The sequence below is a fragment of the Sphingomonas jejuensis genome (assembly GCF_011927695.1).
Lineage (GTDB): Bacteria > Pseudomonadota > Alphaproteobacteria > Sphingomonadales > Sphingomonadaceae > Sphingomonas_K > Sphingomonas_K jejuensis.
Genome location: NZ_JAATJE010000002.1, coordinates 869,347 through 890,708, shown reverse-complemented (window position 1 = coordinate 890,708; position 21,362 = coordinate 869,347). Strand labels below are relative to the sequence as shown.

The following is a 21,362-nucleotide window of genomic DNA, read 5'->3' as shown; positions in this document are numbered from 1 at the left end:
ACCGCCAAGCGAACAGCCTAGACCACCGGGATGAGGGGTCCCTTTTCGACGCCGATCACCCCGCTACCGGGGTCCCTTTTCCACGCCGATCCACAGCCGACCATTCCGTAGTCGAGGATGTAGCCTCTGTTTCAATGCAGCGGTTCGGCGCCTTGACCTTGCTGCATTTCAATCGGCCACAAGTTATAGCCTTCTACTGCTCTTCGTAGAGCGCCACCGCTCAGACGAATGGGCTTGGCACCGTCATTGCCGAAGGCCGGATTGTTGTTCGGGTTTGCCGCACCCACCAAGGCGAGCAACAAAATCGCCCACTTCATCGCACCACGGTGGCAGCAACGTCCGCGTTCCACCAGAAGCGGACATCCGCTTCCGCCCCGCCGCGGTTCGGAGATGCAAGGCGCTGGCCGGTCGCGGCCGCCGGAACACAGGACCAAGGTCACACAGACAAGCGGACCTGCCGAGACTGTGACGAGCCTCATCCGGCGAGGCAGCCTGCCCCCTCACCTCGCGCCGATCCACCGCCTCCGCGCATCTGCATGGTGCCGCAAGCGACCGCCGGACGTTGGAAGGAGACGCAACGGAGAGGTCGAGACGATGAGCGAGACGGAGATGCCGGCCGACGGCGACGGCAAGAACAAGGGTGGCGCGGACGGGATCGCGGCTTCGCCGAACGATCGCCCGCAGGCGGGCGTGCATGGTCGCACGGCCGGGGGCGAGAGCGGCGGCGGCGCCTATCCCAACCCGCAGACCGGCAAGACGCCGGAGGGCAGCGGCCCGATGGGCCATGGCGGGCAGACGAACATCGATTACCATGGCGGCGGCCAGGCGGGGTCGGGAGACGCGCCCAATGCCGCGACGGGGTCCGACAGCTCGGACGGGACGGAGGCCGGCGGCGAAGCGGCGTGGAAGGCGCCGGAGCATGCGACGCGCGAGGTGACGGCGGGCGGCCAGCGCTTCACGGTCACCGAGGAAAGCGGGATCGCCGACGCCGAGGTGAACGGCAAGATCGGCACGGACGACGCGGATGCGGAGGAAAGCCGCGGATCGGGCTGAGGCGATCCGAGCCGCGCCGCGCCGCGCCGCGCCGGGATCGGCCAAGCGGAAACGCCGCCGGCCTTTCGGCCGACGGCGCCATCGCTGAGTGGATTCGCAAACAGCGAAGTCCGGACGCGCCCATCGGGCTGAACGGCGCGGTCGCGGAGCCGGTCTACAATCAGACCCTTAGCAAAGGGTAACCATCCAAATGGGGGGTGGTGGGGCAGACCGCGCCGAAACCGGCGTCGAAGCGAGTGGGCGTCGGCCCGGCTGCCGGGATGCCGCACCCGCCGGCCATGAGCCGGGACGTGAAACCTGCGGTCCGACCGCGTGGGAGGGGCGATCGCACCGCGGCCGTCGCAACCGGACAGTGTCTGCAGCCCGCTCAGCGAGGCCGAGGACCGGCGCTGGGGCATGAGCGAGACAGGCGCTGCACCGATCCGCCTTCAACCCGCGCGATGGAGGCGATGGGCGGACCGGCCCGGCGGATCAGGCCGGCAGGGGTGCTGCCGGATCGACCAGGCCCGCGTCGCGAAGCTCGCTCCAGAAGGACGGGGGCACCACCTCCTCCAGCGCCGCCCGATCCTCCGCGATGCGGGCCGGGCGGCTGGCACCGGGGATGACCGCCGCAACCGCCGGATGGGCGAGCGAGAAGTGGAGGCCGGCCGCCTTCATGCTGATGCCGTGGCGGTCGGCGATCGCCTTGATCCGCGCCACACGGTCGACGATCTCGGGCGAGGCGGGCGCATATTCGAAGTTCGGCCCGCCGACGAGCGCGCCCGAGCTGTATGGGCCGCCCACGACCATGCCGATCCCGCGTTCGGCCACCTGCGGCATCACGCGCTGCAGCGCGCGGCCATGATCGAGCAGCGTGTAGCGGCCGGCGAGCAGGAAACAGTCGGGGCGCGGCTCCTGCAGATCCAGGATCGTCTCAATCGGCTCGACCAGGTTCACGCCGAGCCCCCAGGCCTTGATCACGCCTTCGTCGCGCAGCCTGTCGAGCGCGCGGAACGCGCCCGTGCGCGCCTCCTCGAACCGGGCGATCCACTGGTCGCCCCAGAAATCACGCGCAAGATCATGAACAAAGGCGATTTCGATGCGGTCGGTGCGCAGCCGCTTCAGGCTGCCCTCGATCGAGCGCAGGGTGGCGTCATGGCTGTAGTCGTTGACGACCTTGTTCGCGCGGCCATGGGCGAACACGCCGCTCTTTTCGCCCTGGTCGCGCGCGCCGATGTCCTCCAGCTCGTCCAGGATGACACGGCCGACCTTGGTGCTGATGACATAGTCGTCGCGCGGCTTGCCGGCGAGCGCGTCGCCCATGCGCAGCTCGGCCAGCCCGGCGCCGTAGAAGGGCGCATTGTCGAAATAGCGGATGCCCTGGTCCCAGGCGGCCTCGACCGTCGCCAGCGCCTCGCCCTCCGGAATGTCCCGGAACATGTTGCCAAGCGGGGCGGCGCCGAAGCCGAGCCTGTCCGGCAGGATGTCCGTAAGCGCCATGGGGGATCGTCCGTTGTTCGAGGGGCGCCCTATCTAGGCAGCCGAGGCCGGACATAAAGGCCTGCCCGGTCGCCGGCAGGCGGGGATGGGCGCGGGCGGGCCGGCCTCTCGCGAGCGGTGCCGAAATCTGCTATGCCGCCGGCAGATCCGGGGGGATTTCACATGGCAACCGTGCATGTCACGCGACACGCCAACGATCATCGGCTTTTCCTGAAGCTGGCGATCGCGATGGCGCTGGTCATCGTTCTGGGGTTTTCGACGCAGCTGGCGATGGGGCGGTCCAGCTTTTCCGCGCCCGTCATGGTGCATGTCCATGCCGTCGCCTTTTTCGGCTGGACGGTGCTGTTCGTGGTGCAGACCGCGCTGGTCGGGTCGGAGGCGCGGCAGCTCCACCGCCGGCTCGGCTGGGTCGGGGCGGGATGGGCGGCGGCGGTGGTCGCGATCGGCCTCTATACCACGGTCATGATGGTGCGGCGGGGCGGCGCGCCCTTTTTCTTCACGCCGGCCTACTTCCTGTTCATGAACAGCCTGTTCGTGCTGGGGTTCGGCGGGCTGACGGCGGCGGCGATCGTCCAGCGCCGGAACACGAGCTGGCACCGGCGGCTGATGATCTGCGGGATGGCGATCCTGACCGGCCCGGCGTTCGGGCGGTTGCTGCCGTTGCCGCTGATGATCCCGTGGGCGGGATGGGGCGTGTTCGTGGCGGTGATGCTGTTCCCGCTGGCGGGCATGATCGGCGACCTGCGGCGCGTGGGCCGGATCCATCCGGCCTGGTGGTGGGGCGCGGGCACGATCGCCGTGATCCAGGCAGCGGTCGGCCCGATCGCGGCGAGCCCGCCCGGCATCGCGCTCTACGACCGGGTGGTGGCGGGCGGGCGCGGCGAGACGGTGGCGCCGCTCGCCTATCCGCCATTTCCGCCGATGTAGAGAGCCGGATGCCGGCGGCGCGCCATGTCCTCCGGCACCGCCCCCCTCGCGCAGCGGCGCGGGGGACGGCACAAGGGGTGCCATGATGCTGACCCCGCCGCCGATCCGCCGCTCGCGCCTGCGCCCGCACGCGGTACGTGCCAGGGTCGCGGCGGGCGCGCTGATGCTGCTGGCGGGATGTTCGCCGCTGGGCCTTCTGAACGGCATCAACCGGCTGACGCCGGGAGATCGCGGCGTGGATCGGGCGGCAGAGGGCGTCGCCTATGGCGCGGACGCGCGGCAGCGGCTGGATGTTTGGCGGCCCAAGGCGGAAGGGGACGCGCGGCCGGTGATCCTGTTCTTCTATGGCGGCGGATGGTCGCACGGGCGGCGGCAGGATTATGCCTTTGCCGGGCGGGCGCTGGCGGCGCGCGGGTTCGTGGTGGTGGTGCCGGATTACCGGCTGGCCCCGGCGCACCCGTTTCCCGCCTTCGTGGAGGACGGGGCAGCGGCGATCCGCTGGACGCGCGACCATGTGGCGCGGCTGGGCGGCGACCCGGCGCGGATCAGCGTGATGGGACATTCGGCGGGCGCGCACATCGCCGCCATGCTGGCGCTGGACGGGCGCTGGCTGGCGGCGGCGGGCGTGCCGGCGGGGACGATCCGCGCGGGCGCGCTGCTTGCCGGGCCCTATGACTTCCTGCCGCTGACCGCGCCGCAGGCGGTGGTCGCGCTGGCGAACTGGCCGCGACCGGAGGAGACGCAGCCGATCGCCTTTGCCCGCGCCGATGCGCCGCCGCTGTGGCTGGCGAGCGGCGATGCCGACCGGATCGTCAGCGTCAACAACAGCCGGGCGCTGGCGGCGCGGCTGCGGGCGAAGGGCGCGCCGGTCACCCTGCGGGAATATCAGGGCCTGAGCCACGAGGGCATCGTGATGGCGCTGAGCAAGACGTTTCGCGGGCGCGCGCCCGTGCTGGCGGAGGCGACGGCGTTCCTGCTGGACGCGGCGATGGCGGAGCCGAAGCGGGACTGACGGGTTCTTCTCCAACAAAGAGGAGAGACCGTATGCGTAAGATCGTGATTGGCGGACTGGTGCTGTCGGCGGCGATGCTGGGCGGATGCACAACGACACGCAGCGACGTGCGCGCGGCACGGCAGGACCTGCGCGAGGCACAAGCCTATGGTTCGCGCGAGGACGTGCGCGACGCCCGGCGCGACCTGCGCCGCACGCGCCGCGATTACCGCCGGGACAACCGCCCCTACTGATATCCGGCGGCTGGCGGCGGCGACGCCGTTCCGGCAGGGTGACGGCGCCGGCCCGGGATCAGCCGGGCGGCGCCGGACCCCTGCCCATGCCCACGACCATCGCGCTGCTGATCGCATCCAACCTGTTCATGACGGTGGCCTGGTACGGGCACCTGCGCTTTCCGGACGCAAAGCTGTGGGTGGTGATCCTGGCGAGCTGGGGCATCGCGCTGATCGAATATTGCCTGGCCGTGCCGGCCAACCGCATCGGCTATGCCGCGGGCATGAGCGGCGGGCAGCTGAAGATCCTGCAGGAATGCATCACGCTGCTGGTGTTCGGCGTGTTCGCGCTTACCGTGCTCAAGGAGCCGATCACCTGGCGTTACCTGGGCGCGTGCCTGTGCATCGCCGGAGCCGCGGCCTTCATGTTCGTCGGGCGGCATTGACCCGGGCGCGCGTGGTCGCCGCCGGTTTCGTCATCGGCGGCGCGTTTCACCTGCGCGACATCGTGGCGGGCGGATGGATGCCCTATCGCTTCGCACCCGACGCGATGAATCTTTTCTGGACGATGCTGCTGCCGCTGGACCTGATCGCGGCCGGGTTGATCCTGTGGCGCCCCGGCCGGCGCATGGGGGTGGTGCTGGGGCTGGCGATCATGGCGGCGGACCTGGGCGTGAACGGTCATGCCTGGGGACAAATGGGGATCGCCGCCTTTGGCCCCGCCCTGACAATCCAGGGGGCATTCGCCCTGTTGCTCGCCGCCTGGGCGCCAAGCCTGTGGCACAGCGCGAGCACCTCCCCCATATCGCGGGCATGAGCAACGAAATCACATGGCACGGCACCACCATCCTGTCCGTGCGCAAGAACGGGCGCGTCGTGATCGCCGGCGACGGGCAGGTGTCGATGGGGCAGACGGTGATAAAGCCCAATGCGCGCAAGGTCCGGCGGCTGGGCGACGGATCGGTTATCGCCGGGTTCGCCGGGGCGACCGCGGATGCCTTCACGCTGTTCGAGCGGCTGGAGCGCAAGCTGGAGCAGCATCACGGACAGCTGCTGCGCGCGGCGGTGGAGCTGGCCAAGGACTGGCGCACGGACAAGTTCCTCCGGAACCTGGAAGCGCTGATGATCGTGGCGGACAAGGACGTCACGCTGATCCTGACCGGCAATGGCGACGTGCTGGAGCCGGAGGCGGGGATCGCGGGGATCGGGTCGGGCGGCAATTACGCGCTGGCGGCGGCACGCGCGATCGACGGTTACGAGGCCGACGCTGAGGTGATCTGCCGCAAGGCGATGGCGATCGCGGCGGAGGTGTGCGTGTACACCAACGATCGGCTGGTGGTGGAAAGCCTGGAGACGGCATCCTGATCGCGATCGACCGGCGCGCGGCGATCGGCGGCGGGGCGCTGGCGCTGGCCGGCTGCACGGCGACGCCGCCGGTACGGAGCGCATCGGCGGGGCCGCGCGTGCCCTGCCCGCCGCCCGTGCGGGTGGCGGCGGACCGCGTGATCCGGACGGTGGCGGGCCTGAGACCCTATCGCCCGTCCGGGTTCCGGGTGGCGGCGGAGGCGCTGGGACCCAAGCGCCTGGTCCACAATTACGGGCATGGCGGCGGCGGCATCACGCTCAGCTGGGGATCGTCGCGGCTGGCGGTGGACCTGGCGCTGCAGGGGCAGACCGGCGGCGTGGCGGTGATCGGCGCGGGCGTGATGGGGCTGACCACCGCGCGGCTGGTGCAGGAAGCGGGATATCCGGTCACGATCTACACGGACCGGCTGCCGCCCGAGACGACGTCCAACATCGCCGGCGGGCAGTGGTACCCGTCGTCGGTGGTGAACCGGGTGGGCGCGGACCCGGCCTTCGACGGGCAGCTGCGCGCGGCCGCGCTCTACAGCTATCGCCGGTACCAGCTGCTGGTCGGCGACGATTACGGCGTCCGGTGGATGACCAACTATGTCGCCGCCGGAAGCGACTGGCGCCCGGACGCGATGGACCGGCTGCTGGAGGGGATGCTTCCCGAAAGCCGGCTGCTGGCGCCGGGCGAGCATGGCTTTCCCTTCCCCCATGTCCATCAATATGGCGGCATGATCGTGGAGCCGGCGCGCTTCCTGCGCGCGGTGGAGCGGGACGTGCGGATCGCGGGCGGGCGCATCGAGATCCGCCGGATGGAGGGGCTGGCCGACCTAGCCGTGCTGCCGGAGCCGACGATCATCAACTGCACCGGGCTGGGCGCGGCAACGCTGGTGAGCGATGCCGAGCTGACCCCGGTGCGCGGGCAGCTGGCGGTGCTGCTGCCGCAGGCGGAGGTCGATTACGCGCTGTTCGCGCCCGGCCTGCGCTACATGTTCTCCCGCCCCGACGGGATCGTCCTGGGCGGGACGTGGGAGCGCGGCGTGGGCGATCCCATGCCGCAGCCGGAGCGGATCGCGCGCATCGTCGCGGGGCACCGCGAGCTGTTCAGCCAGTGGCGGTGCGGCTGAGCGCCTTGCGCTGAAGCTCGGCCTGGACACGGTCAAGGCCATGGTCGCTTTCGGTCGCGATCTTCAGCGGCACGCCGCCCAAGGCCTCGTCATGCTCGTTCATGAAACGGCGCAGTTCGGCGATGTCCGGAAAGGCGGCGAGTGCAGCGGTGACGGCTGCGCCCTGGCGACGACCGGCATCGTCGGCGAAGCGCGGACGACCAGCACGCTTGAATGAGTTGTTCATCCGCGCGGCTCCAGCAAGGCGGACCGCGCCGCTTCCGCAGCCAGAGCCGCGTAGAGGCCAGACATCTGATAATGAGCGAGTCGTGCCGTCGATGAGCGCGCCGCGCTTGCCATCTTTTCGGCCGCGGAAACCCGACCGATCCAATATCTGTGTTCCATGTCAACGCCTTCCTAAGTTCTGAACTGACATGATAGCGATGTTTTCAGACAGTTCGACACACGCAAAATTTCAAGCCTATATGGTGCCGACATCGGCAATTACCATTGGAGGCTACTTCATTATTCTTGCTGCGGCTATGACCGGCAGAGCATTTTACTTGCCAGCAGCGGGGTTTATCCCCATCTTATTGTAATCGGTCCCTGGATTTGCGGCACGGGCTGCTGAAGGACGTTTGCGCCTTCGCCCGAGCCAGGAGACTGCCATGTCGAGAGTGCTTCATGTTGACGATACGGAGATCCGTATTCGCGAAGCGTGCCGCCGCAACGACATCGAGACCACGGCGATGGAGCCGCTGAAATCGGGCGGGATGCGCCTGGTCTTCAAGAGCGCGGATGCGACCGCCATCATGAAGCGGGTGTTCGCAAAGCAGTTGGTGAGCGGAGAAGTGCAGCGGACCAACTTCCGCGGCGTGCCCGAGCAAAGCTACATTCGCGCCAAGCAGACCCCTCCGGCATCGAAGCGCGCGTGATGTGGCCAAGCGCGATCAGGGGCGGTTCGTCGCTGCTGATCGCGCGTGGTGCAGTTGAGGGATCTGCGGAGCGCGGGCCTGGATGGCTGCGCCGACATCAGCCGCGCCGAGGCATCCTGAAGGCATGCGCCGAGCGCGGGGCGGCGGCCGCCGTGCGGGGCCATTGGCGGCGGCACCCACATGTGCTTGTCCGCGGGGTGGGTCCCGTAAACGTCTGCTCCTTCCCGCGGAGCGAGAGCTTGGCCGGCGGCAGGCTCGGAGCAAGAGCGCCGGATGCGGCAGAACCTATGTTGGCCTGTCCGCGCCGAAGGTCGCTAGGGTCCGCCCGTCCAGTCTTCCGGATGAGATGAGGATCGCCCGTGCAGAACCCCCTGATCAGCAAGCTTTTGAGCTGCATCGATCTGGGCGCGGACGACCGTGCCGCGCTTGAGGAGCTGTGCACGTCATCCATGTGGCGGGATGCGGGCGAGGACCTGATCAGCGAAGGCGACCAGCCGTCCGACGTGTTCCTGCTGTTGAGCGGCTGGGCCTGCCGGTACAAATATCTGCGCGACGGCGGCCGGCAGATCATGGCCTATCTGCTGCCGGGCGACCTGTGCGACACGCACGTCTTCATCCTGAAGACGATGGATCATTCGATCGGCCTGTTGAGCAACGCGGAGGTCGTCCGGATCCCCAAGGAGGCGATCCTGACGCTGACCGACGAGCGGCCGGACATCGCCAAGGCGTTCTGGTGGTCGACGCTGGTGGACGAAGGCGTGTTGCGCGAATGGCTGGTGAACATCGGCAAGCGCGACGCCTATGCCCGGCTGGCGCATTTGTTCTGCGAATTGTGGGTGCGGCTGTGCCATGTCGGGCTGACCCGGGACGATCAGTTCACGCTGCCGGTGACGCAGGAACAGCTGGGCGATTCGCTGGGCCTGACCTCCGTCCACGTCAACCGGGTGCTCGGCCGGATGCGGAACGAGGGGCTGGTGGCGACGCGGGCGCGGTCGGTCACCATCCTGAACGGCGACCGGCTGCATGAAGTCGCCGGGTTTAATCCAAATTACCTACATTTGTTGAGGAACCCTGCTTCAGGTCAGAGAGCGTGCGAGCTGGATAATCTATAGCGGACGCAGTCACTTAGCGATGGTGCGCCGATGCCGCTCTATTTCTTCAACCTGGAAGGCGAAGCCCGCGAGGAGGACGAAACCGGCACCGACTTCGCCGACGTTCACGCCGCCCAGCTGGAGGCGATCCGCTTTGCCGGGGAAGTGCTGCGGCAGGAGCCGCACCGCCTGATGCACGGGCCGCTGCGCCTGGAGGTGTGCGACAGCGCCCGTGCCGTGCGCTTCGTGCTGGACATCGGGATCACCGCGCCCGGCATCGCCCGATAGACGGCGTGACGGGCGTTGAAGGGCCGCGCGGCGGCACCGATATGTCGTCGCTTATGAACGAGACTTTGACCCCCAAGGCGATCGTCGCCGCGCTCGACCAGCACATCATCGGACAACAGGACGCCAAGCGCGCGGTGGCCATCGCGCTGCGCAACCGCTGGCGGCGCCAGCAGCTGGACCCCGACCTGCGCGACGAGGTTTCCCCTAAGAACATCCTGATGATCGGGCCGACCGGATGCGGCAAGACCGAGATCAGCCGGCGGCTGGCCAAGCTGGCCGATGCGCCCTTCGTGAAGGTGGAGGCCACCAAGTTCACCGAGGTGGGCTATGTCGGGCGCGACGTGGAGCAGATCGCGCGCGACCTGGTGGAGGACGCGATCCGGCTGGAGCGCGACCGCCGCCGCGGCGCAGTGAAGGACAAGGCGGAAGAGGCCGCCCTCGCCCGGCTGCTCGACGCGCTGGTCGGCAAGGACGCGTCGGAGGCGACGCGCACGGCGTTCACCCAGCGCTTTCGCGACGGCCACCTGGACGACAAGGAAGTCGAGCTGGAGCTGCAGAGCGCGCCGTCGACACCGTTCGAGGTGCCGGGCGCGGGCGGGCAGATCGGCATGATCAACCTCAGCGACATGATGGGCAAGGCGTTCGGCCAGGCGCCCCTGAAGCGCAGAAAGCTGACCGTGCGGTCGGCCTGGGCGAAGCTGGTCGACGAGGAAGCGGACAAGCGGCTGGACGCCGACGAGATCAACCGTGCCGCGCTGGCGGACGCGGAGGCGAACGGCATCGTCTTCCTGGACGAGATCGACAAGATCGCGGTGAGCGACGTGCGCGGCGGATCGGTGAGCCGCGAAGGCGTGCAGCGCGACCTGCTGCCGCTGATCGAGGGAACGACGGTGGCCACCAAATATGGGCCGATGAAGACGGACCATGTGCTGTTCATCGCGAGCGGAGCGTTCCACGTCGCCAAGCCCAGCGACCTGCTGCCCGAGCTGCAGGGTCGCCTGCCGATCCGGGTCGAGCTGAAGGCGCTGACCGAAGCGGACTTCATTTCCATCCTGACCGACACGCGCGCGTCGCTGCCCGAGCAGTACCGGGCGCTGATCGGCACGGAGGGCGTGGAGGTGCGCTTCGAGCAGTCGGCCATCCAGGCGGTGGCGCGCATCGCCGCCGAGGTGAACGGGCAGGTCGAGAATATCGGCGCCCGGCGGCTGTCCACGGTGATGGAAAAGCTGCTGGAGGACGTGAGCTTCGACGCGGAGGACCGCCGGGGCGAGACGCTGGTGGTGGACGGCGCCTATGTCGACGGGCAGCTGGCGGAAGTGGCGAGAAACACCGACCTCAGCAAATATGTGCTCTGACCGCTAGCGCACCCGCTTGATCGGCGGCCGGGTGCGGGGTTACCTTTCGCGAACGGAAGGGGAACGACGATGGTCCTGGAAGGTGGGTGTCATTGCGGCGCGGTGCGCTACGAACTGATCGGCGCGGCGGAGCACAGCAGCGTGTGCCACTGCGCGGATTGCCGGCATATCGCAGGCGCGCCGATGGTGGGGTGGACGGGCGTGAAGGCCGAGCGCTTTCGCGTGACCAAGGGCGAGCCCGCCACCTACCGGTCGTCGGCGCTGGCCGAGCGGACGTTCTGCGCGCGGTGCGGCACCGGGCTCTGGTACGTCAACGAGACGGTGCTGCCGGGGCTGGTGGACGTGCAGACCTGCACGCTCGACGACCCGGAGGCATTGGTGCCCGCCGTGCAGATCCAGACGGCCGAGCGGCTGGCCTGGGTGCCGGAACTGGCCGCGCTGCCCGGGTTCGAGCGATACCCGGGCTGAGCCGGCCCTAGCGCGCGGGCGCGGCGGCCGGGGTCGCCGGGGCCGCGGCCGTGTTTCCGCCCGCGCGCACCTCCGCACGGAAGCTGCTGTCGGGCGTCAGCCAGCGCTGAGCCGTGGCCTGCACCTCGGCCGGGGTGATGCGGCGAAGGTCGGTCGGGAAGGCAAAGATGTTCGCCATCGCCTGCCGGTTCCACGACACGCCCGCCAGCCGATCGAGCCAGAAGCCGTTGCCGGACGTGGCGCGCGCGAAATAGTTGGCGATCGGGCCCAGCGCGCGCTGCAGCTCGTCCGCCTGCACGGGCGTGGTGCGCAGTTCGCCCGCGATGGTTTCCGCCAGGCGGAAGAAGTCGGGCAGCCGCTCGGTCGACACCGCGCTGACCGCGACCAGCGCGCCGCCGGACGGCAGCCGGTCCGGCCAGCTGGACAGCACGCTGGGTGAGTAGCTGGCGCCCTCGATCTGGCGGAGGCGGTCGAACAGCCGGTCGTTGAAGATGGCGGCCAGCACCTCGAGCTTGCGCGCCTCAAACGCGGCCTCGGCGGTGTTGGAGCCGCCGCCGGTCGGCCAGCCGATCAGCGCCGCGGCCTGCGCGGGATCGCCATTGTGGGTGAGCCGGATCGGCGTGTCGGACGCGGCCGGACGGCCGATCGGCGCCGCCACGACGGGAGCGGGATTGCGCGGCGGCAGCGCGCCGAACGTCTCGCTGGCCAGGCGGATGGCGTCTTCGGCCGGAACGTCGCCCATGATGAACAGCTCGATCGGGCCGGTCGCCAGCAGCGGCTCCCACAGCGAACGGAAGCTGTCGGGCGTCAATGCCGCGATCTGTTCGCGGTCGGGCTGGGTGTAGCGGGGATCGCCGCCGCGCAGCAGCCCGGGAAGCGCGCGCGACAGGACGGAGATGGGCGACCCGCGCGCCGCCTCGTCCGCCGCCAGCGCCGTTGCGCGGGCGCGGGAGACGGGATTGGGATCCCAGGTCGGCACCGTCAGCTTCGCCGCCATCAGCCGCAGCTGATCGCCAAGGTCGGCGGCACGGGTGATGCCGCGCAGTTCAAAGCTGTCCTCGCCGGTCGCAAAGCCCATGGAGATGCGGCGGCCGGTGGTGAGACGGTCGAGCTCCTCCTGCCCGAAGGGACCGATGCCGCTCTGCACCAGCGCGATCGGCGCCGCCCATGCAGGCGACGGCCGATCCGCCGGAAGCGCGAGGCTGCCGCGGCCGAAGCGCGCGGACACGAGCACCTTGCCGGCTTCCGAGTTGTTGGCGAACAGCACCAGCCGGACGCCGTTCGACAGCGTTATATATTCGATCGGGATGCCGGCCGCCTGTTCGCGCGAGACAATGGTGGCGGGCGTGCCGAGCGCGGGCAGCTGGTCCAGCGAGATATCCGCCTGCGCCGTGCGGTCGGCGGGGTCGACGGTGATCTCCTCCGCCATGGCGGCGGCGAGCTGGGCCTGCGCGTTCACGTCGGCGGTCTGTGTCGACAGGATCGCGCGGGTGTCGGTGCCGGTGAACATGCGGCGGGTGGAATCAAGCATCGCTTCGGGCGTGAAGCTGCCGCGCATCTGGCGGAAGATGTCGAGCGACACCTGCGCCGAGGCGACGGTTTCGCGGATGTCGACGGCGCTGACAATGTCGTCGGCAAGCTTCGCGCCCGCTTCCGAACGCGCGCTTTCGACGCCGACCTGAAGCGCGGAATCGAATTCGGCGACTTCGCGGTCGATGGTGGCCTGGTCGGGTGCGACCTCCCGCGCTTCGGCGATCACGCCGCGCACCTCGCGCAGTGCCGCCTGCCAGTTGCCTTCAAGGGGCACGATGTTGACGAAGGTGCCGTTGGCCGAGCGCGCGACATCGTCCACGCCCACATTCGCCTGGAGAAAGGCGCCGCCGGCGCGGGCGCGGCTTTCGAGCCGGCGGTTGATGATCTGGATGGCGACCAGGTCGCGCAGCCGCCCCTGGTTGAACGCGATCGTGTCGTCCCGGTAGGTCCAGGGGCGCAGCGTCGCCATGCTGACGAGGGTGGGAAGCTGCGGTTCCACCACCACGGCGGTTTCAGGCAGGCCATCCTCCGGCTGTCCGAAATCGGGGTCGACGGGGTTGCGGCCCTTGCCCTGCCAGTCGGAGAAATGCTGGCGGATGAGCTGTTCGAACAGGCGCGGGTCGCCATCGCCGGCGATCACCACCACGGCGCGTTCGGGCCGGTACCAGCGATCGTGAAAGGCGCGCAGCGTGTCGGCGGTGGCGGCGCCGAGCGTTTCCGGCGTGCCGATCGGCGCGCGTTCGGCCAGCCGCTGACCGGCGAAGAAGAGCGCGCGCGTAGCGTCGGACACGCGGCGCTGCGGATCGGAGGATTCGCGCGCTTCCGCCAGGATCACCGAGCGTTCGCTGTCGACGATGGCGGGAAGGATGCCGGGCGCCTTCATCATGCCGGACAGGATGCGCACGCTTTCGCCCAGCCCCGACGCCGTCGCGGCGGGCAGGTCGAGCTGGTAAACGGTCTGGGTGGGCGTGGTGGCGGCATTCGAATCCGCGCCAAAGGTGGCGCCGAGCCGCTGCCACACGCGCACGGCCTCCCCATCGGGGACGTAGAGCGAGGAGCGGAAGCTCAGATGCTCGATGAAGTGCGCAAAGCCGCGCTCGCTGTCCTGTTCGTGGAGCGAGCCGGCATCGAGGCGGACGCGGATGGACACCTGGCCCGGCGGCACGCCGTTCCGGCGCACGGCATAGCGCAGGCCGTTGGGCAGCGTGCCGAACAGCCACTGCGGATCGACGGGAATGTCGCTGCCCTGGTAGAGCCACGGCTTCGACGGGTCGTTGGCGACCGGGCCGGTGCGGCCCGATGGCCCGGGCGTGGCGCAGCCGGTGATGAGGAGCGACAGGCCGAGCACCGGCGCGACGAGACGCGAGACGCGCCGGACGATATTACGCATTGCGGCCGTGTTTACCGGCATTTGCCGGCGGAAGCCAGTGGGCGGCCCGCGCCCGTCGGCGGCTGCTTTCCGAAAAAAAGGCAGCCTGCCGACGGGCCTGGCTTCAGCAGGAGCGGCCCGGGGTTGCCCGGCCAGGCCGATCCGGTCAGCCGGCGCGCTGAACCGCACCGCGGTGGGTGCCGACGCCCTTCGACCGGCGCGGGCGGAAGCGACGCTGCTCGGCCGGCTTGCCCGCACCGTCGCGGCGTTCCTCGTGACGGCGCTGGGCGGTGGGCTTGGCCTGCGCCGGCTTCGGCAGCGATGCCTTTTGCGCAAGGAAGTTCTCGGGCAGCGGCAGCGCCTCCGCCTTCACCTTGGTCAGTCGTTCGATGTCGCGCAGGAAGCTGCGCTCATCGGGCGAAACGAAGCTGATGGCGATGCCGTCCCGCCCCGCGCGCGCCGTGCGGCCGATGCGGTGGACATATTGCTCCGGCACGTTCGGCAGCTCGAAATTGAAGACGTGGGACACGCCCGACACGTCGATGCCGCGGGCGGCGATGTCGGTGGCAACGAGGATCTTGATCTCGCCCGACCGGAAGGCGCCGAGCGCGCGCTCACGCTGCGGCTGCGACTTGTTGCCGTGGATGGCGGCGGACTGGATGCCGGCGGCCTCCAGATGCTTCACCACGCGGTCGGCGCCGTGCTTGGTGCGGGTGAACACCAGCGCGCGGTCGATCTCCGTCGCCTTCAGCGTCAGGGTGAGCAGCGCCTGCTTCTCCTCCTGATTGACGAAGGTCGCGAACTGCTGGACCCGCTCCGCCGTGGAGGCGACCGGCGTCACCGCGACGCGCACGGGATCGCGCAGGAAGCGGTCGCCGAGCTCCGCGATCGGCTTCGGCATGGTGGCCGAGAAGAACAGGCTGTGGCGCTTGGCCGGCAGCAGCTTGTCGATGCGCTTCAGCGCATGGATGAAGCCGAGGTCGAGCATCTGGTCGGCCTCGTCGAGCACGAAGATCTCCACATCGCGCAGCGACAAGGCGCGCTGGTCGATGAGGTCGAGGAGACGGCCCGGCGTCGCCACAAGGACGTCGACACCGGCGCGCAGCTTTGCGATCTGCCGGTTGATCGGCACGCCGCCGAACACGGTTTCGACCGACACGCGCATGAAGCGCGCATAATCGCGGAAGCTGTCGGCGATCTGCGAGGCAAGCTCACGCGTGGGCGAAAGCACCAGCATGCGGCAGCCCTGCTGCGGGCGGGGCTTGGGGTTCTCAAGAAAATACTGGAGGCTGGGCAGCGCGAATGCCGCCGTCTTGCCGGTGCCGGTCTGCGCGATGCCGCACAGGTCGCGCCCTTCCAGAAGCGGCGGGATCGCCTGCGCCTGGATGGGGGTGGGCACCGTGTAGTTCTTGGCGGCGAGCGCCTTCACAAGCGGCTCGGCCAGGCCGAGATCGGTGAACTTTGTCATGATGATGGATACTCGAATGGGCGCGTGCACGGCCGGCCGGCGCAGTGTTGCGTGCCGGCATGACGCAGGGTTCGTTCGTGACGACCCGCGTGAAAGGGAAGCCTTGGGCTGTGCGCTTTACCGGAAGAAGGCCGGTCCGGCTGCCTTTCGGCGCGGACGATCACGCTGCCTTCGTTGACCGGCGGAGCCGATCCCGTGCGCTGCACCGCAATATGGACCAGCATGGCCCGGGACGCAAGGCTTGCGGCGGACGGGCGCCGACTCTAGTCGCCGAGTTGATGATGTCGGGAGACCAGAGCGTGGCCCTGTTGCCCCTTCTGACCGCGCTGGCGGCCGTGGCCGCGCTGCTGTCCGCGGCGCTGACGGCGGGGCTGTTCGCCGCCTTTTCGATCGCTGTCATGCCCGCGCTGAACGCCGAGCCGCCGGCGGTGGCGACCGCGACCATGCGGCGGATCAACAAGGTGATCCTGCGCCCGACCTTCTTCGTGGCGTTCTTCGGCGGGCCAATGTTCGCGGCGGTGGCGGCGCTGCTCTCCCCGCGGGCGGCGGCCGTGCCCTTCTGGGTGGCGGCAAGCGTGCTGCTGCTGGGATCGGTACTGCCGACAATGGCGCGCAACGTGCCGCTCAACCGGGCGCTGGATCGCGGCGGCGCGGACGGCGGGCCGATGCCGTTCGGCGATTATGTCCGCGCCTGGACGTTCTGGAACGACCTGCGCGCGCTGGCCGGGCTGGCGGCGGTGGCGGCGATCGCCGTGGCGCTGACGCGCGGGGGTTGAGCCCCTTTCGCTTAAGCAAGCCGGGTTGATCCAGGGGCGCGCTGCCCTCACATGGCGACCATGCTGATCGAGACCGAACCCACCCCCAATCCGTCCACCCTGAAGTTCCTGCCGGGACGCGAGGTGATGGCGGCCGGCACCCGCGACTTCGCGACGCCGGAGGAAGCGGAGGCATCGCCGCTGGCCGATGCGCTGTTCCGGCTGGGCGACGTGGAAGGCGTCTTCTTCGGCCGCGACTTCGTGTCGGTGACGGCGGCGCCGGGCGTGTCGTGGCCGTCGCTGAAGCCGGACGTGCTGAGCGTCCTGCTGGATCACTTCGCGGGCAACATGCCGCTGTTCCGCGGCGGCAGCGCGGCCGGCATCCAGGTGCCGGGCGAGGTCGAGGTGTCGGGCGACGATCCGGCCGACGCCGACATCATCGACCAGATCAAGGACCTGATCGAGACGCGCGTGCGCCCGGCGGTGGCGAACGATGGCGGCGACATCGTCTATCGCGGGTTCCAGCAGGGAACGGTGTTCCTGCGCATGCAGGGCGCGTGCGCGGGGTGTCCGTCTTCGACCGCGACGCTGAAGCATGGCATCGAATCGCTGTTGAAGCATTATGTGCCCGAAGTGACCGAGGTGCGGGCAGTCTGATGGCGGCGGCGATCGACGCGGGCGCGCAGGCCCGGCTGTTCACGGACGCGCGCACCCCCCAGGGCTTTGTCGACCATCCGTTCACCCGGGCGGATGCGGAGGCGATCTACAACCTGGCGCGGTGGGGGCCAACGTCCAACAACATGTCGCCGATGCGGATCGTGTGGCTGCTGGACCACGACGGCCGCGAGCGGCTGGCGCGCCACGCGGTATCGAAGAACGCCGAGAAGATCCGGGCGGCGCCGGCCGCCTTGGTGCTGGGCATGGAGACCGATTTCCGCGCGTCGCTGAAGACGCTGGCGCCGCATGTCGATGCCGACGCGATGTACGGCGATGCCGGCGCCCGACGCACCAACGCCCTGCGCAACAGCGCGATGCAGGCCGGATATCTGACGATGGCGGCGCGCGCGCTGGGCTTCGACATCGGCTGGATGTCAGGCTTCGACGCCGGCGCGGTCGATGCCGATTTCTTCGCGGGCACCACGGTTGCCGCCAACATGATCGGCACGGTCGGGCGCGGCGACCCGGCCAGCGTGCGCCCGCGCGCGGCGCGGCTGCCGTTCGAGGCGGCGAACCTCATCCCTTGAGCGGCGACGACAGGGTTCTGGTGATCGAGACGGCGACCAGCGCCTGCTCGGTCGCGCTGATCGCGGACGGGGCGGTTGTCGCCCACGCGCATGAAAGCGTGGCGCGGGGCCATGCCGAGCGGCTGATCCCGATGATCGCGGGATTGCCGGAGCGGGGCCGGGCGCAGCGGATCCTGGTCGACGTGGGGCCGGGCAGCTTCACCGGCGTGCGCGTCGGCATCGCGGCAGCGCGCGCGCTGGCGCTCGCCTGGGGCGCGACGCTTGCCGGCTATCGCTCCACATCGCTGCTGGCGGCGCAGGCGGCGGCGCGGGGTGCCGCCGGCGACGGGGGTGACGGGGCGCTTGCCGCCGTGCTGATCGGCGGCCATGGTGAGCTGTTCGTGCAGCTGTTCGAGGGCCAAGTGTCACCGGTCGGAACGCTTCAATCGCTGAACCCCGCCGATGCCGGCGCGCTGATCGGCGCGCGGCCGGTCGTGGGATCGGGCGCCGGAGCGATCGGGCGGGACGAGGCGACGATCGAGCCCGACGCGCGCGACGTCCTCCTGATCCCTGCCGCGCTGGCGCGCGAGGACGCGCGACCGGTCTATGGCCGTGCGCCTGACGCGAAGCCGGCGGCGGCATGACCACGGCCGAACCCGTGCAGGTGGAGCGAACCGGCACCATCGCGATCGACGCGGTGATGCAGGTGATGGGCGAGGCGTTCGACCCCGCATTCGGCGAGGCGTGGACGGCGCCGCAGGTGACGGGGCTGCTGGGCCTGCCGGGCACCTGGCTGATGACCGCAAGCGATGCGGGAACGCCGGCCGGCTTTGCCCTGGCGCGCGCGACGCTGGACGAGGGCGAGCTGCTGCTGATCGGGGTGCGGCCGCTGTTCCGGCGGCGCGGCACGGGTGCCGCGCTTGTGGAGGCGGTGGTGGCCGAGGCGCGCACGCGCGGCGTTCGCCGGTTGCACCTGGAGGTGCGCGACGGCAATGGGGCGCGCGCGCTCTACACCCGCATGGGCTTTGCCGAGATCGGGCGGCGGCGCGATTATTATCACGGGGCCGGCGGCAACCGCATGGATGCGGTCACGCTGTCGCGCACCCTTTGACCAACATGCTTCACGGCTCTGCGCCCGCACGCTAAGCAGGAGCAGGAAACAGGACTTTTCATGCACCGGAAGATCGACGTCGAGGCGCTGTGCGCGCAAAAGGGTTTGCGGATCACCGAGCAGCGCCGCGTGATCGCGCGCGTGCTGTCGGAGAGCGACGACCATCCCGACGTGGAAAAGCTGCACGCGCGCGCGTCCGCGGTGGACAGCGGCATCTCCATCGCCACCGTGTACCGCACCGTTCGCCTGTTCGAGGAAGCCGGCATCCTGGAGCGGCACGACTTCGGCGACGGGCGCGCCCGTTATGAAGCCGCGCCCGAGGCGCACCACGACCACCTGATCGATGTGGAAACGGGCAAGGTGATCGAGTTCGTCGACCCCGAGGTCGAGCTGCTGCAGCGCCAGATCGCCGAGCGGCTGGGGTTCCGCCTGGTGGACCACCGCATGGAGCTCTATGGCGTCGCCCTCGATCGCAAGGGCTGATCCGGCCGCCGACCTGAGGGCATCGGCGCGCATCGCCGCAGCGGCGGCGCTGTTTCTCGTCGCCCTCCCCATCCATGCGCTGTTCCGGCTGTTCGGCAGCCGGCGCATTCCGCCCCTGTTCCTGGGCCTGGTGGGACGGATCTTCGGCGCGCGCGCCCGGCGCATCGGCGACGCGCCCGAAGGCGGGCTGATCGTCTCCAACCATATCGGATGGATCGACATCCTGGTGCTGGGCGGGACCACGGGCACCGCCTTTATCGCCAAGGCCGAGATCAAGGACTGGCCGCTGGTCGGCTGGCTCGCGACGCTCAACCAGACCGTGTTCGTCGCGCGGGGCGAGCGCGCCGGGGTCGGCGCGCAGGTGGCCGCGCTGCGCGAGGCGCTGACCCGCGCGCAACCGGTGACGCTGTTTGCCGAAGGGACCACGGGCGACGGACGCACGCTGCTTCCGTTCAAGCCGGCCCTGTTCGAGGGGGTGGCGCCGCCGCCCCGGCCGCTGATGGTGCAGCCGGTCTGGGTGGATTATGGCCGCGCGGCCGCGGACATCGCCTGGAAGCCCGAGGAAAGCGCGCGCGACGCGGGCTGGCGCCTGCTCGGCCGGCGCGGCGGGTTCGACGTGCGCGTGCACATGTTGCACCCGTTCGATCCGGTGCGCTTCGGCGACAGAAAGGCGGTGGCGGCGGAAGCGCGGCGGCGCATCCTGGCGGCCGCATCCCAGGGTTCCGGCGGCGGAGGCGGGACGCTATAGCGCCGGCGATGAACGCCCCCGCCATCAAGACCGCCGCGCCCAAGAGCTTTCGCATCAAGAGCTACGGCTGCCAGATGAACGTCTATGACGGCGAGCGGATGGCGGACCTGCTGACCGCCGAGGGCATGGCGGCGACCCCGGACGGCGACGAGGCCGAACTGGTGGTCCTGAACACCTGCCACATCCGCGAGAAGGCCGCGGAGAAGGTTTATTCGGAGATCGGCCGGCTGCGCCGGGCGGACGGCAGCCGGCCGATGATCGCGGTGGCGGGATGCGTGGCGCAGGCCGAAGGTGCCGAGATCGTGCGGCGCGCGCGCCAGGTCGGCGTGGTGGTGGGGCCGCAAGCCTATCACCGGCTGCCCGAGCTGGTGGCGGAAGCCGCCACCGGCCGCGTCGGCATCGACACCGACCTGCCCGCGCTCGCCAAGTTCGGACGGTTGCCGGCGCGGCGACGGAGCGGGCCGAGCGCCTTCCTGACCGTGCAGGAAGGCTGCGACAAGTTCTGCACCTACTGTGTGGTGCCCTATACCCGCGGCGCCGAGGTGTCGCGCGGGTGGAGCGCGATCCTGGACGAAGCGCGCGCGCTGGTGGACGGCGGCGCAAAGGAGATCACGCTGGTCGGCCAGAACGTCAACGCCTGGACGGGCGAGGACGAGGCCGGACGCGCGCAGGGCCTGGACGGGCTGATCCGCGCGCTCGACCGGCTGCCGGGGCTGCACCGCATCCGTTACACCACCAGCCACCCCAACGACATGACCGACGGGCTGATCGCGGCGCATGGCGATGTCGAGCGGCTGATGCCGTTCCTGCACCTGCCGGTGCAGGCGGGCAGCGACCGCATCCTGAAGGCGATGAACCGGAGCCACGATGCCCGGTCCTATCTGGCGGTGATCGACCGGGTCCGCCGGGTGCGGCCAGACATCGCGATCTCCGGCGACTTCATCGTCGACTTTCCCGGCGAAACGGATGCGGATTTCGAGGCGACCCTGTCCCTGGTCGACCAGATCGGCCACGCGCAGGCCTACAGCTTCAAATACAGCCCGCGCGCGGGGACGCCCGCCGCGACCATGGCGGACCAGGTGCCCGACGCCGTGGCGGACGAGCGGCTGAAGCGGCTGCAGGCGCTGATCGCCGCGCAGCAGGCGGCGTTCAACCGCGGCACCGTCGGCCGGCGCACCGATGCGCTGCTGGAGCGGCCGGGCAAGCGCCCGGGCCAGCATATCGGCAAGTCGCCCTGGCTGCAGTCAGTGGTGGTGGACGGCGGCGCGATCGGCGACCTGATGCCGGTGGAGATCGTGGCCGCCGGCCCGGTCAGCGTGACGGGCGCGGCCGTCCCGATTGATTGAGGTAAGTGCCTGAATCGTCCCGTAGCCGGACGAGTGTCAGCGATTCCTTT

General features: G+C 69.9%; 26 protein-coding genes. 21 read left to right on the top strand and 5 right to left on the bottom strand.

From position 1 onward, the window contains the following. Positions 1 to 131: 131 nt before the first annotated feature. On the bottom strand, positions 132 to 317 hold the full coding sequence (locus GGR88_RS13925; protein WP_167956070.1) for a hypothetical protein: 186 nt from the start codon (positions 315 to 317) through the stop codon (positions 132 to 134). A 277-nt stretch (positions 318 to 594) separates the two neighbouring features. Between GGR88_RS13925 and GGR88_RS15100 the strand changes: the two genes are divergently transcribed. Further along, complete coding sequence (locus tag GGR88_RS15100; RefSeq protein ID WP_209023403.1) at positions 595 to 1,053, top strand: hypothetical protein; 459 nt, start codon at positions 595 to 597, stop codon at positions 1,051 to 1,053. A gap of 471 nt (positions 1,054 to 1,524) precedes the next feature. Here GGR88_RS15100 and GGR88_RS13915 read toward each other — a convergent pair whose 3' ends face one another. After that, a complete protein-coding gene (locus tag GGR88_RS13915; protein ID WP_167956067.1) occupies positions 1,525 to 2,532 on the bottom strand; it encodes an aldo/keto reductase in 1,008 nt (335 codons plus the stop codon). A gap of 162 nt (positions 2,533 to 2,694) precedes the next feature. On the opposite strand from GGR88_RS13915, the gene GGR88_RS13910 reads away from it, so the two are divergent. The 7 genes from GGR88_RS13910 (at position 2,695) to GGR88_RS13880 (ending at position 7,160) form a co-directional block, all read left to right on the top strand. Next, positions 2,695 to 3,459, top strand: a complete 765-nt coding sequence (locus GGR88_RS13910; protein WP_167956064.1) for a hypothetical protein — start codon at positions 2,695 to 2,697, stop codon at positions 3,457 to 3,459. Positions 3,460 to 3,541: 82 nt separating this feature from the next. Further along, positions 3,542 to 4,471 carry an alpha/beta hydrolase gene (locus GGR88_RS13905; RefSeq protein WP_245196977.1) on the top strand — a complete coding sequence of 310 codons (930 nt, stop codon included), beginning with the start codon at positions 3,542 to 3,544 and terminating at the stop codon, positions 4,469 to 4,471. Between the two features lie 32 nt (positions 4,472 to 4,503). Then, positions 4,504 to 4,704, top strand: coding sequence for a hypothetical protein (locus GGR88_RS13900; protein WP_167956061.1), 201 nt, complete (start codon positions 4,504 to 4,506; stop codon positions 4,702 to 4,704). Positions 4,705 to 4,790: 86 nt separating this feature from the next. Then, on the top strand, positions 4,791 to 5,129 hold the full coding sequence (locus GGR88_RS13895; RefSeq protein ID WP_167956058.1) for a DMT family protein: 339 nt from the start codon (positions 4,791 to 4,793) through the stop codon (positions 5,127 to 5,129). A gap of 11 nt (positions 5,130 to 5,140) precedes the next feature. After that, a complete protein-coding gene (locus GGR88_RS13890) occupies positions 5,141 to 5,500 on the top strand; it encodes a hypothetical protein (RefSeq protein WP_167956056.1) in 360 nt (119 codons plus the stop codon). Continuing rightward, entirely contained in the window at positions 5,497 to 6,048 is a 552-nt protein-coding gene (gene hslV / locus GGR88_RS13885) for an ATP-dependent protease subunit HslV (protein WP_167956054.1), read from the top strand. Before GGR88_RS13890 ends, hslV begins: the two co-directional genes overlap by 4 nt. Further along, on the top strand, positions 5,994 to 7,160 hold the full coding sequence (locus tag GGR88_RS13880) for an FAD-dependent oxidoreductase (RefSeq protein WP_342449810.1): 1,167 nt from the start codon (positions 5,994 to 5,996) through the stop codon (positions 7,158 to 7,160). The genes hslV and GGR88_RS13880 overlap by 55 nt, the downstream gene beginning before the upstream one ends. Here the strand turns inward: GGR88_RS13880 and GGR88_RS13875 are convergent. Beyond that, positions 7,138 to 7,386, bottom strand: coding sequence for an antitoxin Xre/MbcA/ParS toxin-binding domain-containing protein (locus GGR88_RS13875; protein ID WP_167956052.1), 249 nt, complete (start codon positions 7,384 to 7,386; stop codon positions 7,138 to 7,140). The genes GGR88_RS13880 and GGR88_RS13875 overlap by 23 nt on opposite strands. Before the next feature lie 421 nt (positions 7,387 to 7,807). Here GGR88_RS13875 and GGR88_RS13870 point away from each other — a divergent pair, with 421 nt between their 5' ends. The 5 genes from GGR88_RS13870 (at position 7,808) to GGR88_RS13850 (ending at position 11,276) form a co-directional block, all read left to right on the top strand. Further along, on the top strand, positions 7,808 to 8,074 hold the full coding sequence (locus GGR88_RS13870) for a hypothetical protein (RefSeq protein ID WP_167956050.1): 267 nt from the start codon (positions 7,808 to 7,810) through the stop codon (positions 8,072 to 8,074). A gap of 359 nt (positions 8,075 to 8,433) precedes the next feature. Beyond that, positions 8,434 to 9,186 carry a helix-turn-helix domain-containing protein gene (locus GGR88_RS13865; protein WP_209023402.1) on the top strand — a complete coding sequence of 251 codons (753 nt, stop codon included), beginning with the start codon at positions 8,434 to 8,436 and terminating at the stop codon, positions 9,184 to 9,186. A gap of 30 nt (positions 9,187 to 9,216) precedes the next feature. Further along, positions 9,217 to 9,453: a DUF6894 family protein gene (locus GGR88_RS13860; protein WP_167956048.1), complete on the top strand. Its 237-nt coding sequence runs from the start codon at positions 9,217 to 9,219 to the stop codon at positions 9,451 to 9,453. A 53-nt stretch (positions 9,454 to 9,506) separates the two neighbouring features. After that, positions 9,507 to 10,808 (top strand): ATP-dependent protease ATPase subunit HslU, encoded by a 1,302-nt coding sequence (gene hslU / locus GGR88_RS13855; RefSeq protein ID WP_167956279.1) that lies wholly within the window; start codon positions 9,507 to 9,509, stop codon positions 10,806 to 10,808. Positions 10,809 to 10,877: 69 nt separating this feature from the next. Next, complete coding sequence (locus tag GGR88_RS13850) at positions 10,878 to 11,276, top strand: GFA family protein (protein WP_167956046.1); 399 nt, start codon at positions 10,878 to 10,880, stop codon at positions 11,274 to 11,276. A 7-nt stretch (positions 11,277 to 11,283) separates the two neighbouring features. Here the strand turns inward: GGR88_RS13850 and GGR88_RS13845 are convergent, their stop codons facing one another. Together GGR88_RS13845 and GGR88_RS13840 are read right to left on the bottom strand one after the other, a co-directional pair. Beyond that, positions 11,284 to 14,199, bottom strand: coding sequence for a M16 family metallopeptidase (locus GGR88_RS13845; protein ID WP_167956044.1), 2,916 nt, complete (start codon positions 14,197 to 14,199; stop codon positions 11,284 to 11,286). A 145-nt stretch (positions 14,200 to 14,344) separates the two neighbouring features. After that, positions 14,345 to 15,646: a DEAD/DEAH box helicase gene (locus tag GGR88_RS13840; protein ID WP_167956042.1), complete on the bottom strand. Its 1,302-nt coding sequence runs from the start codon at positions 15,644 to 15,646 to the stop codon at positions 14,345 to 14,347. 299 nt (positions 15,647 to 15,945) lie between these two features. Between GGR88_RS13840 and GGR88_RS13835 the strand changes: the two genes are divergently transcribed. The 8 genes from GGR88_RS13835 to miaB are packed head-to-tail and all read left to right on the top strand — an operon-like array spanning position 15,946 to position 21,312. Beyond that, positions 15,946 to 16,422, top strand: a complete 477-nt coding sequence (locus tag GGR88_RS13835) for an anthrone oxygenase family protein (protein ID WP_209023401.1) — start codon at positions 15,946 to 15,948, stop codon at positions 16,420 to 16,422. A 60-nt stretch (positions 16,423 to 16,482) separates the two neighbouring features. After that, positions 16,483 to 17,058 carry a NifU family protein gene (locus GGR88_RS13830; protein ID WP_167956275.1) on the top strand — a complete coding sequence of 192 codons (576 nt, stop codon included), beginning with the start codon at positions 16,483 to 16,485 and terminating at the stop codon, positions 17,056 to 17,058. After that, positions 17,058 to 17,645 (top strand): malonic semialdehyde reductase, encoded by a 588-nt coding sequence (locus tag GGR88_RS13825; protein WP_167956040.1) that lies wholly within the window; start codon positions 17,058 to 17,060, stop codon positions 17,643 to 17,645. The genes GGR88_RS13830 and GGR88_RS13825 overlap by 1 nt, the downstream gene beginning before the upstream one ends. 20 nt (positions 17,646 to 17,665) lie before the next feature. Beyond that, complete coding sequence (gene tsaB / locus GGR88_RS13820; protein ID WP_342449809.1) at positions 17,666 to 18,268, top strand: tRNA (adenosine(37)-N6)-threonylcarbamoyltransferase complex dimerization subunit type 1 TsaB; 603 nt, start codon at positions 17,666 to 17,668, stop codon at positions 18,266 to 18,268. Next, complete coding sequence (locus GGR88_RS13815; protein ID WP_167956036.1) at positions 18,265 to 18,735, top strand: GNAT family N-acetyltransferase; 471 nt, start codon at positions 18,265 to 18,267, stop codon at positions 18,733 to 18,735. The genes tsaB and GGR88_RS13815 overlap by 4 nt, the downstream gene beginning before the upstream one ends. A gap of 60 nt (positions 18,736 to 18,795) precedes the next feature. Further along, positions 18,796 to 19,218 (top strand): Fur family transcriptional regulator, encoded by a 423-nt coding sequence (locus GGR88_RS13810; protein ID WP_167956034.1) that lies wholly within the window; start codon positions 18,796 to 18,798, stop codon positions 19,216 to 19,218. Then, complete coding sequence (locus GGR88_RS13805; protein ID WP_167956032.1) at positions 19,190 to 19,966, top strand: lysophospholipid acyltransferase family protein; 777 nt, start codon at positions 19,190 to 19,192, stop codon at positions 19,964 to 19,966. Before GGR88_RS13810 ends, GGR88_RS13805 begins: the two co-directional genes overlap by 29 nt. An 8-nt stretch (positions 19,967 to 19,974) precedes the next feature. After that, positions 19,975 to 21,312: a tRNA (N6-isopentenyl adenosine(37)-C2)-methylthiotransferase MiaB gene (miaB, locus tag GGR88_RS13800; RefSeq protein WP_167956030.1), complete on the top strand. Its 1,338-nt coding sequence runs from the start codon at positions 19,975 to 19,977 to the stop codon at positions 21,310 to 21,312. The last annotated feature ends 50 nt before the right edge of the window (positions 21,313 to 21,362 follow it).

Excerpts from the sequence above, each read along its gene's own strand:
- GGR88_RS13925 (WP_167956070.1), bottom strand. The coding sequence starts at position 317 with ATGAAGTGGGCGATTTTGTTGCTCGCCTTGGTGGGTGCGGCAAACCCG.
- GGR88_RS15100 (WP_209023403.1), top strand. The coding sequence starts at position 595 with ATGAGCGAGACGGAGATGCCGGCCGACGGCGACGGCAAGAACAAGGGT.
- GGR88_RS13915 (WP_167956067.1), bottom strand. The coding sequence starts at position 2,532 with ATGGCGCTTACGGACATCCTGCCGGACAGGCTCGGCTTCGGCGCCGCC.
- GGR88_RS13910 (WP_167956064.1), top strand. The coding sequence starts at position 2,695 with ATGGCAACCGTGCATGTCACGCGACACGCCAACGATCATCGGCTTTTC.
- GGR88_RS13905 (WP_245196977.1), top strand. The coding sequence starts at position 3,542 with ATGATGCTGACCCCGCCGCCGATCCGCCGCTCGCGCCTGCGCCCGCAC.
- GGR88_RS13900 (WP_167956061.1), top strand. The coding sequence starts at position 4,504 with ATGCGTAAGATCGTGATTGGCGGACTGGTGCTGTCGGCGGCGATGCTG.
- GGR88_RS13895 (WP_167956058.1), top strand. The coding sequence starts at position 4,791 with ATGCCCACGACCATCGCGCTGCTGATCGCATCCAACCTGTTCATGACG.
- hslV (WP_167956054.1), top strand. The coding sequence starts at position 5,497 with ATGAGCAACGAAATCACATGGCACGGCACCACCATCCTGTCCGTGCGC.
- GGR88_RS13875 (WP_167956052.1), bottom strand. The coding sequence starts at position 7,386 with ATGAACAACTCATTCAAGCGTGCTGGTCGTCCGCGCTTCGCCGACGAT.
- GGR88_RS13870 (WP_167956050.1), top strand. The coding sequence starts at position 7,808 with ATGTCGAGAGTGCTTCATGTTGACGATACGGAGATCCGTATTCGCGAA.
- GGR88_RS13860 (WP_167956048.1), top strand. The coding sequence starts at position 9,217 with ATGCCGCTCTATTTCTTCAACCTGGAAGGCGAAGCCCGCGAGGAGGAC.
- hslU (WP_167956279.1), top strand. The coding sequence starts at position 9,507 with ATGAACGAGACTTTGACCCCCAAGGCGATCGTCGCCGCGCTCGACCAG.
- GGR88_RS13850 (WP_167956046.1), top strand. The coding sequence starts at position 10,878 with ATGGTCCTGGAAGGTGGGTGTCATTGCGGCGCGGTGCGCTACGAACTG.
- GGR88_RS13845 (WP_167956044.1), bottom strand. The coding sequence starts at position 14,199 with ATGCGTAATATCGTCCGGCGCGTCTCGCGTCTCGTCGCGCCGGTGCTC.
- GGR88_RS13840 (WP_167956042.1), bottom strand. The coding sequence starts at position 15,646 with ATGACAAAGTTCACCGATCTCGGCCTGGCCGAGCCGCTTGTGAAGGCG.
- GGR88_RS13830 (WP_167956275.1), top strand. The coding sequence starts at position 16,483 with ATGCTGATCGAGACCGAACCCACCCCCAATCCGTCCACCCTGAAGTTC.
- GGR88_RS13825 (WP_167956040.1), top strand. The coding sequence starts at position 17,058 with ATGGCGGCGGCGATCGACGCGGGCGCGCAGGCCCGGCTGTTCACGGAC.
- GGR88_RS13815 (WP_167956036.1), top strand. The coding sequence starts at position 18,265 with ATGACCACGGCCGAACCCGTGCAGGTGGAGCGAACCGGCACCATCGCG.
- GGR88_RS13810 (WP_167956034.1), top strand. The coding sequence starts at position 18,796 with ATGCACCGGAAGATCGACGTCGAGGCGCTGTGCGCGCAAAAGGGTTTG.
- GGR88_RS13805 (WP_167956032.1), top strand. The coding sequence starts at position 19,190 with ATGGCGTCGCCCTCGATCGCAAGGGCTGATCCGGCCGCCGACCTGAGG.
- miaB (WP_167956030.1), top strand. The coding sequence starts at position 19,975 with ATGAACGCCCCCGCCATCAAGACCGCCGCGCCCAAGAGCTTTCGCATC.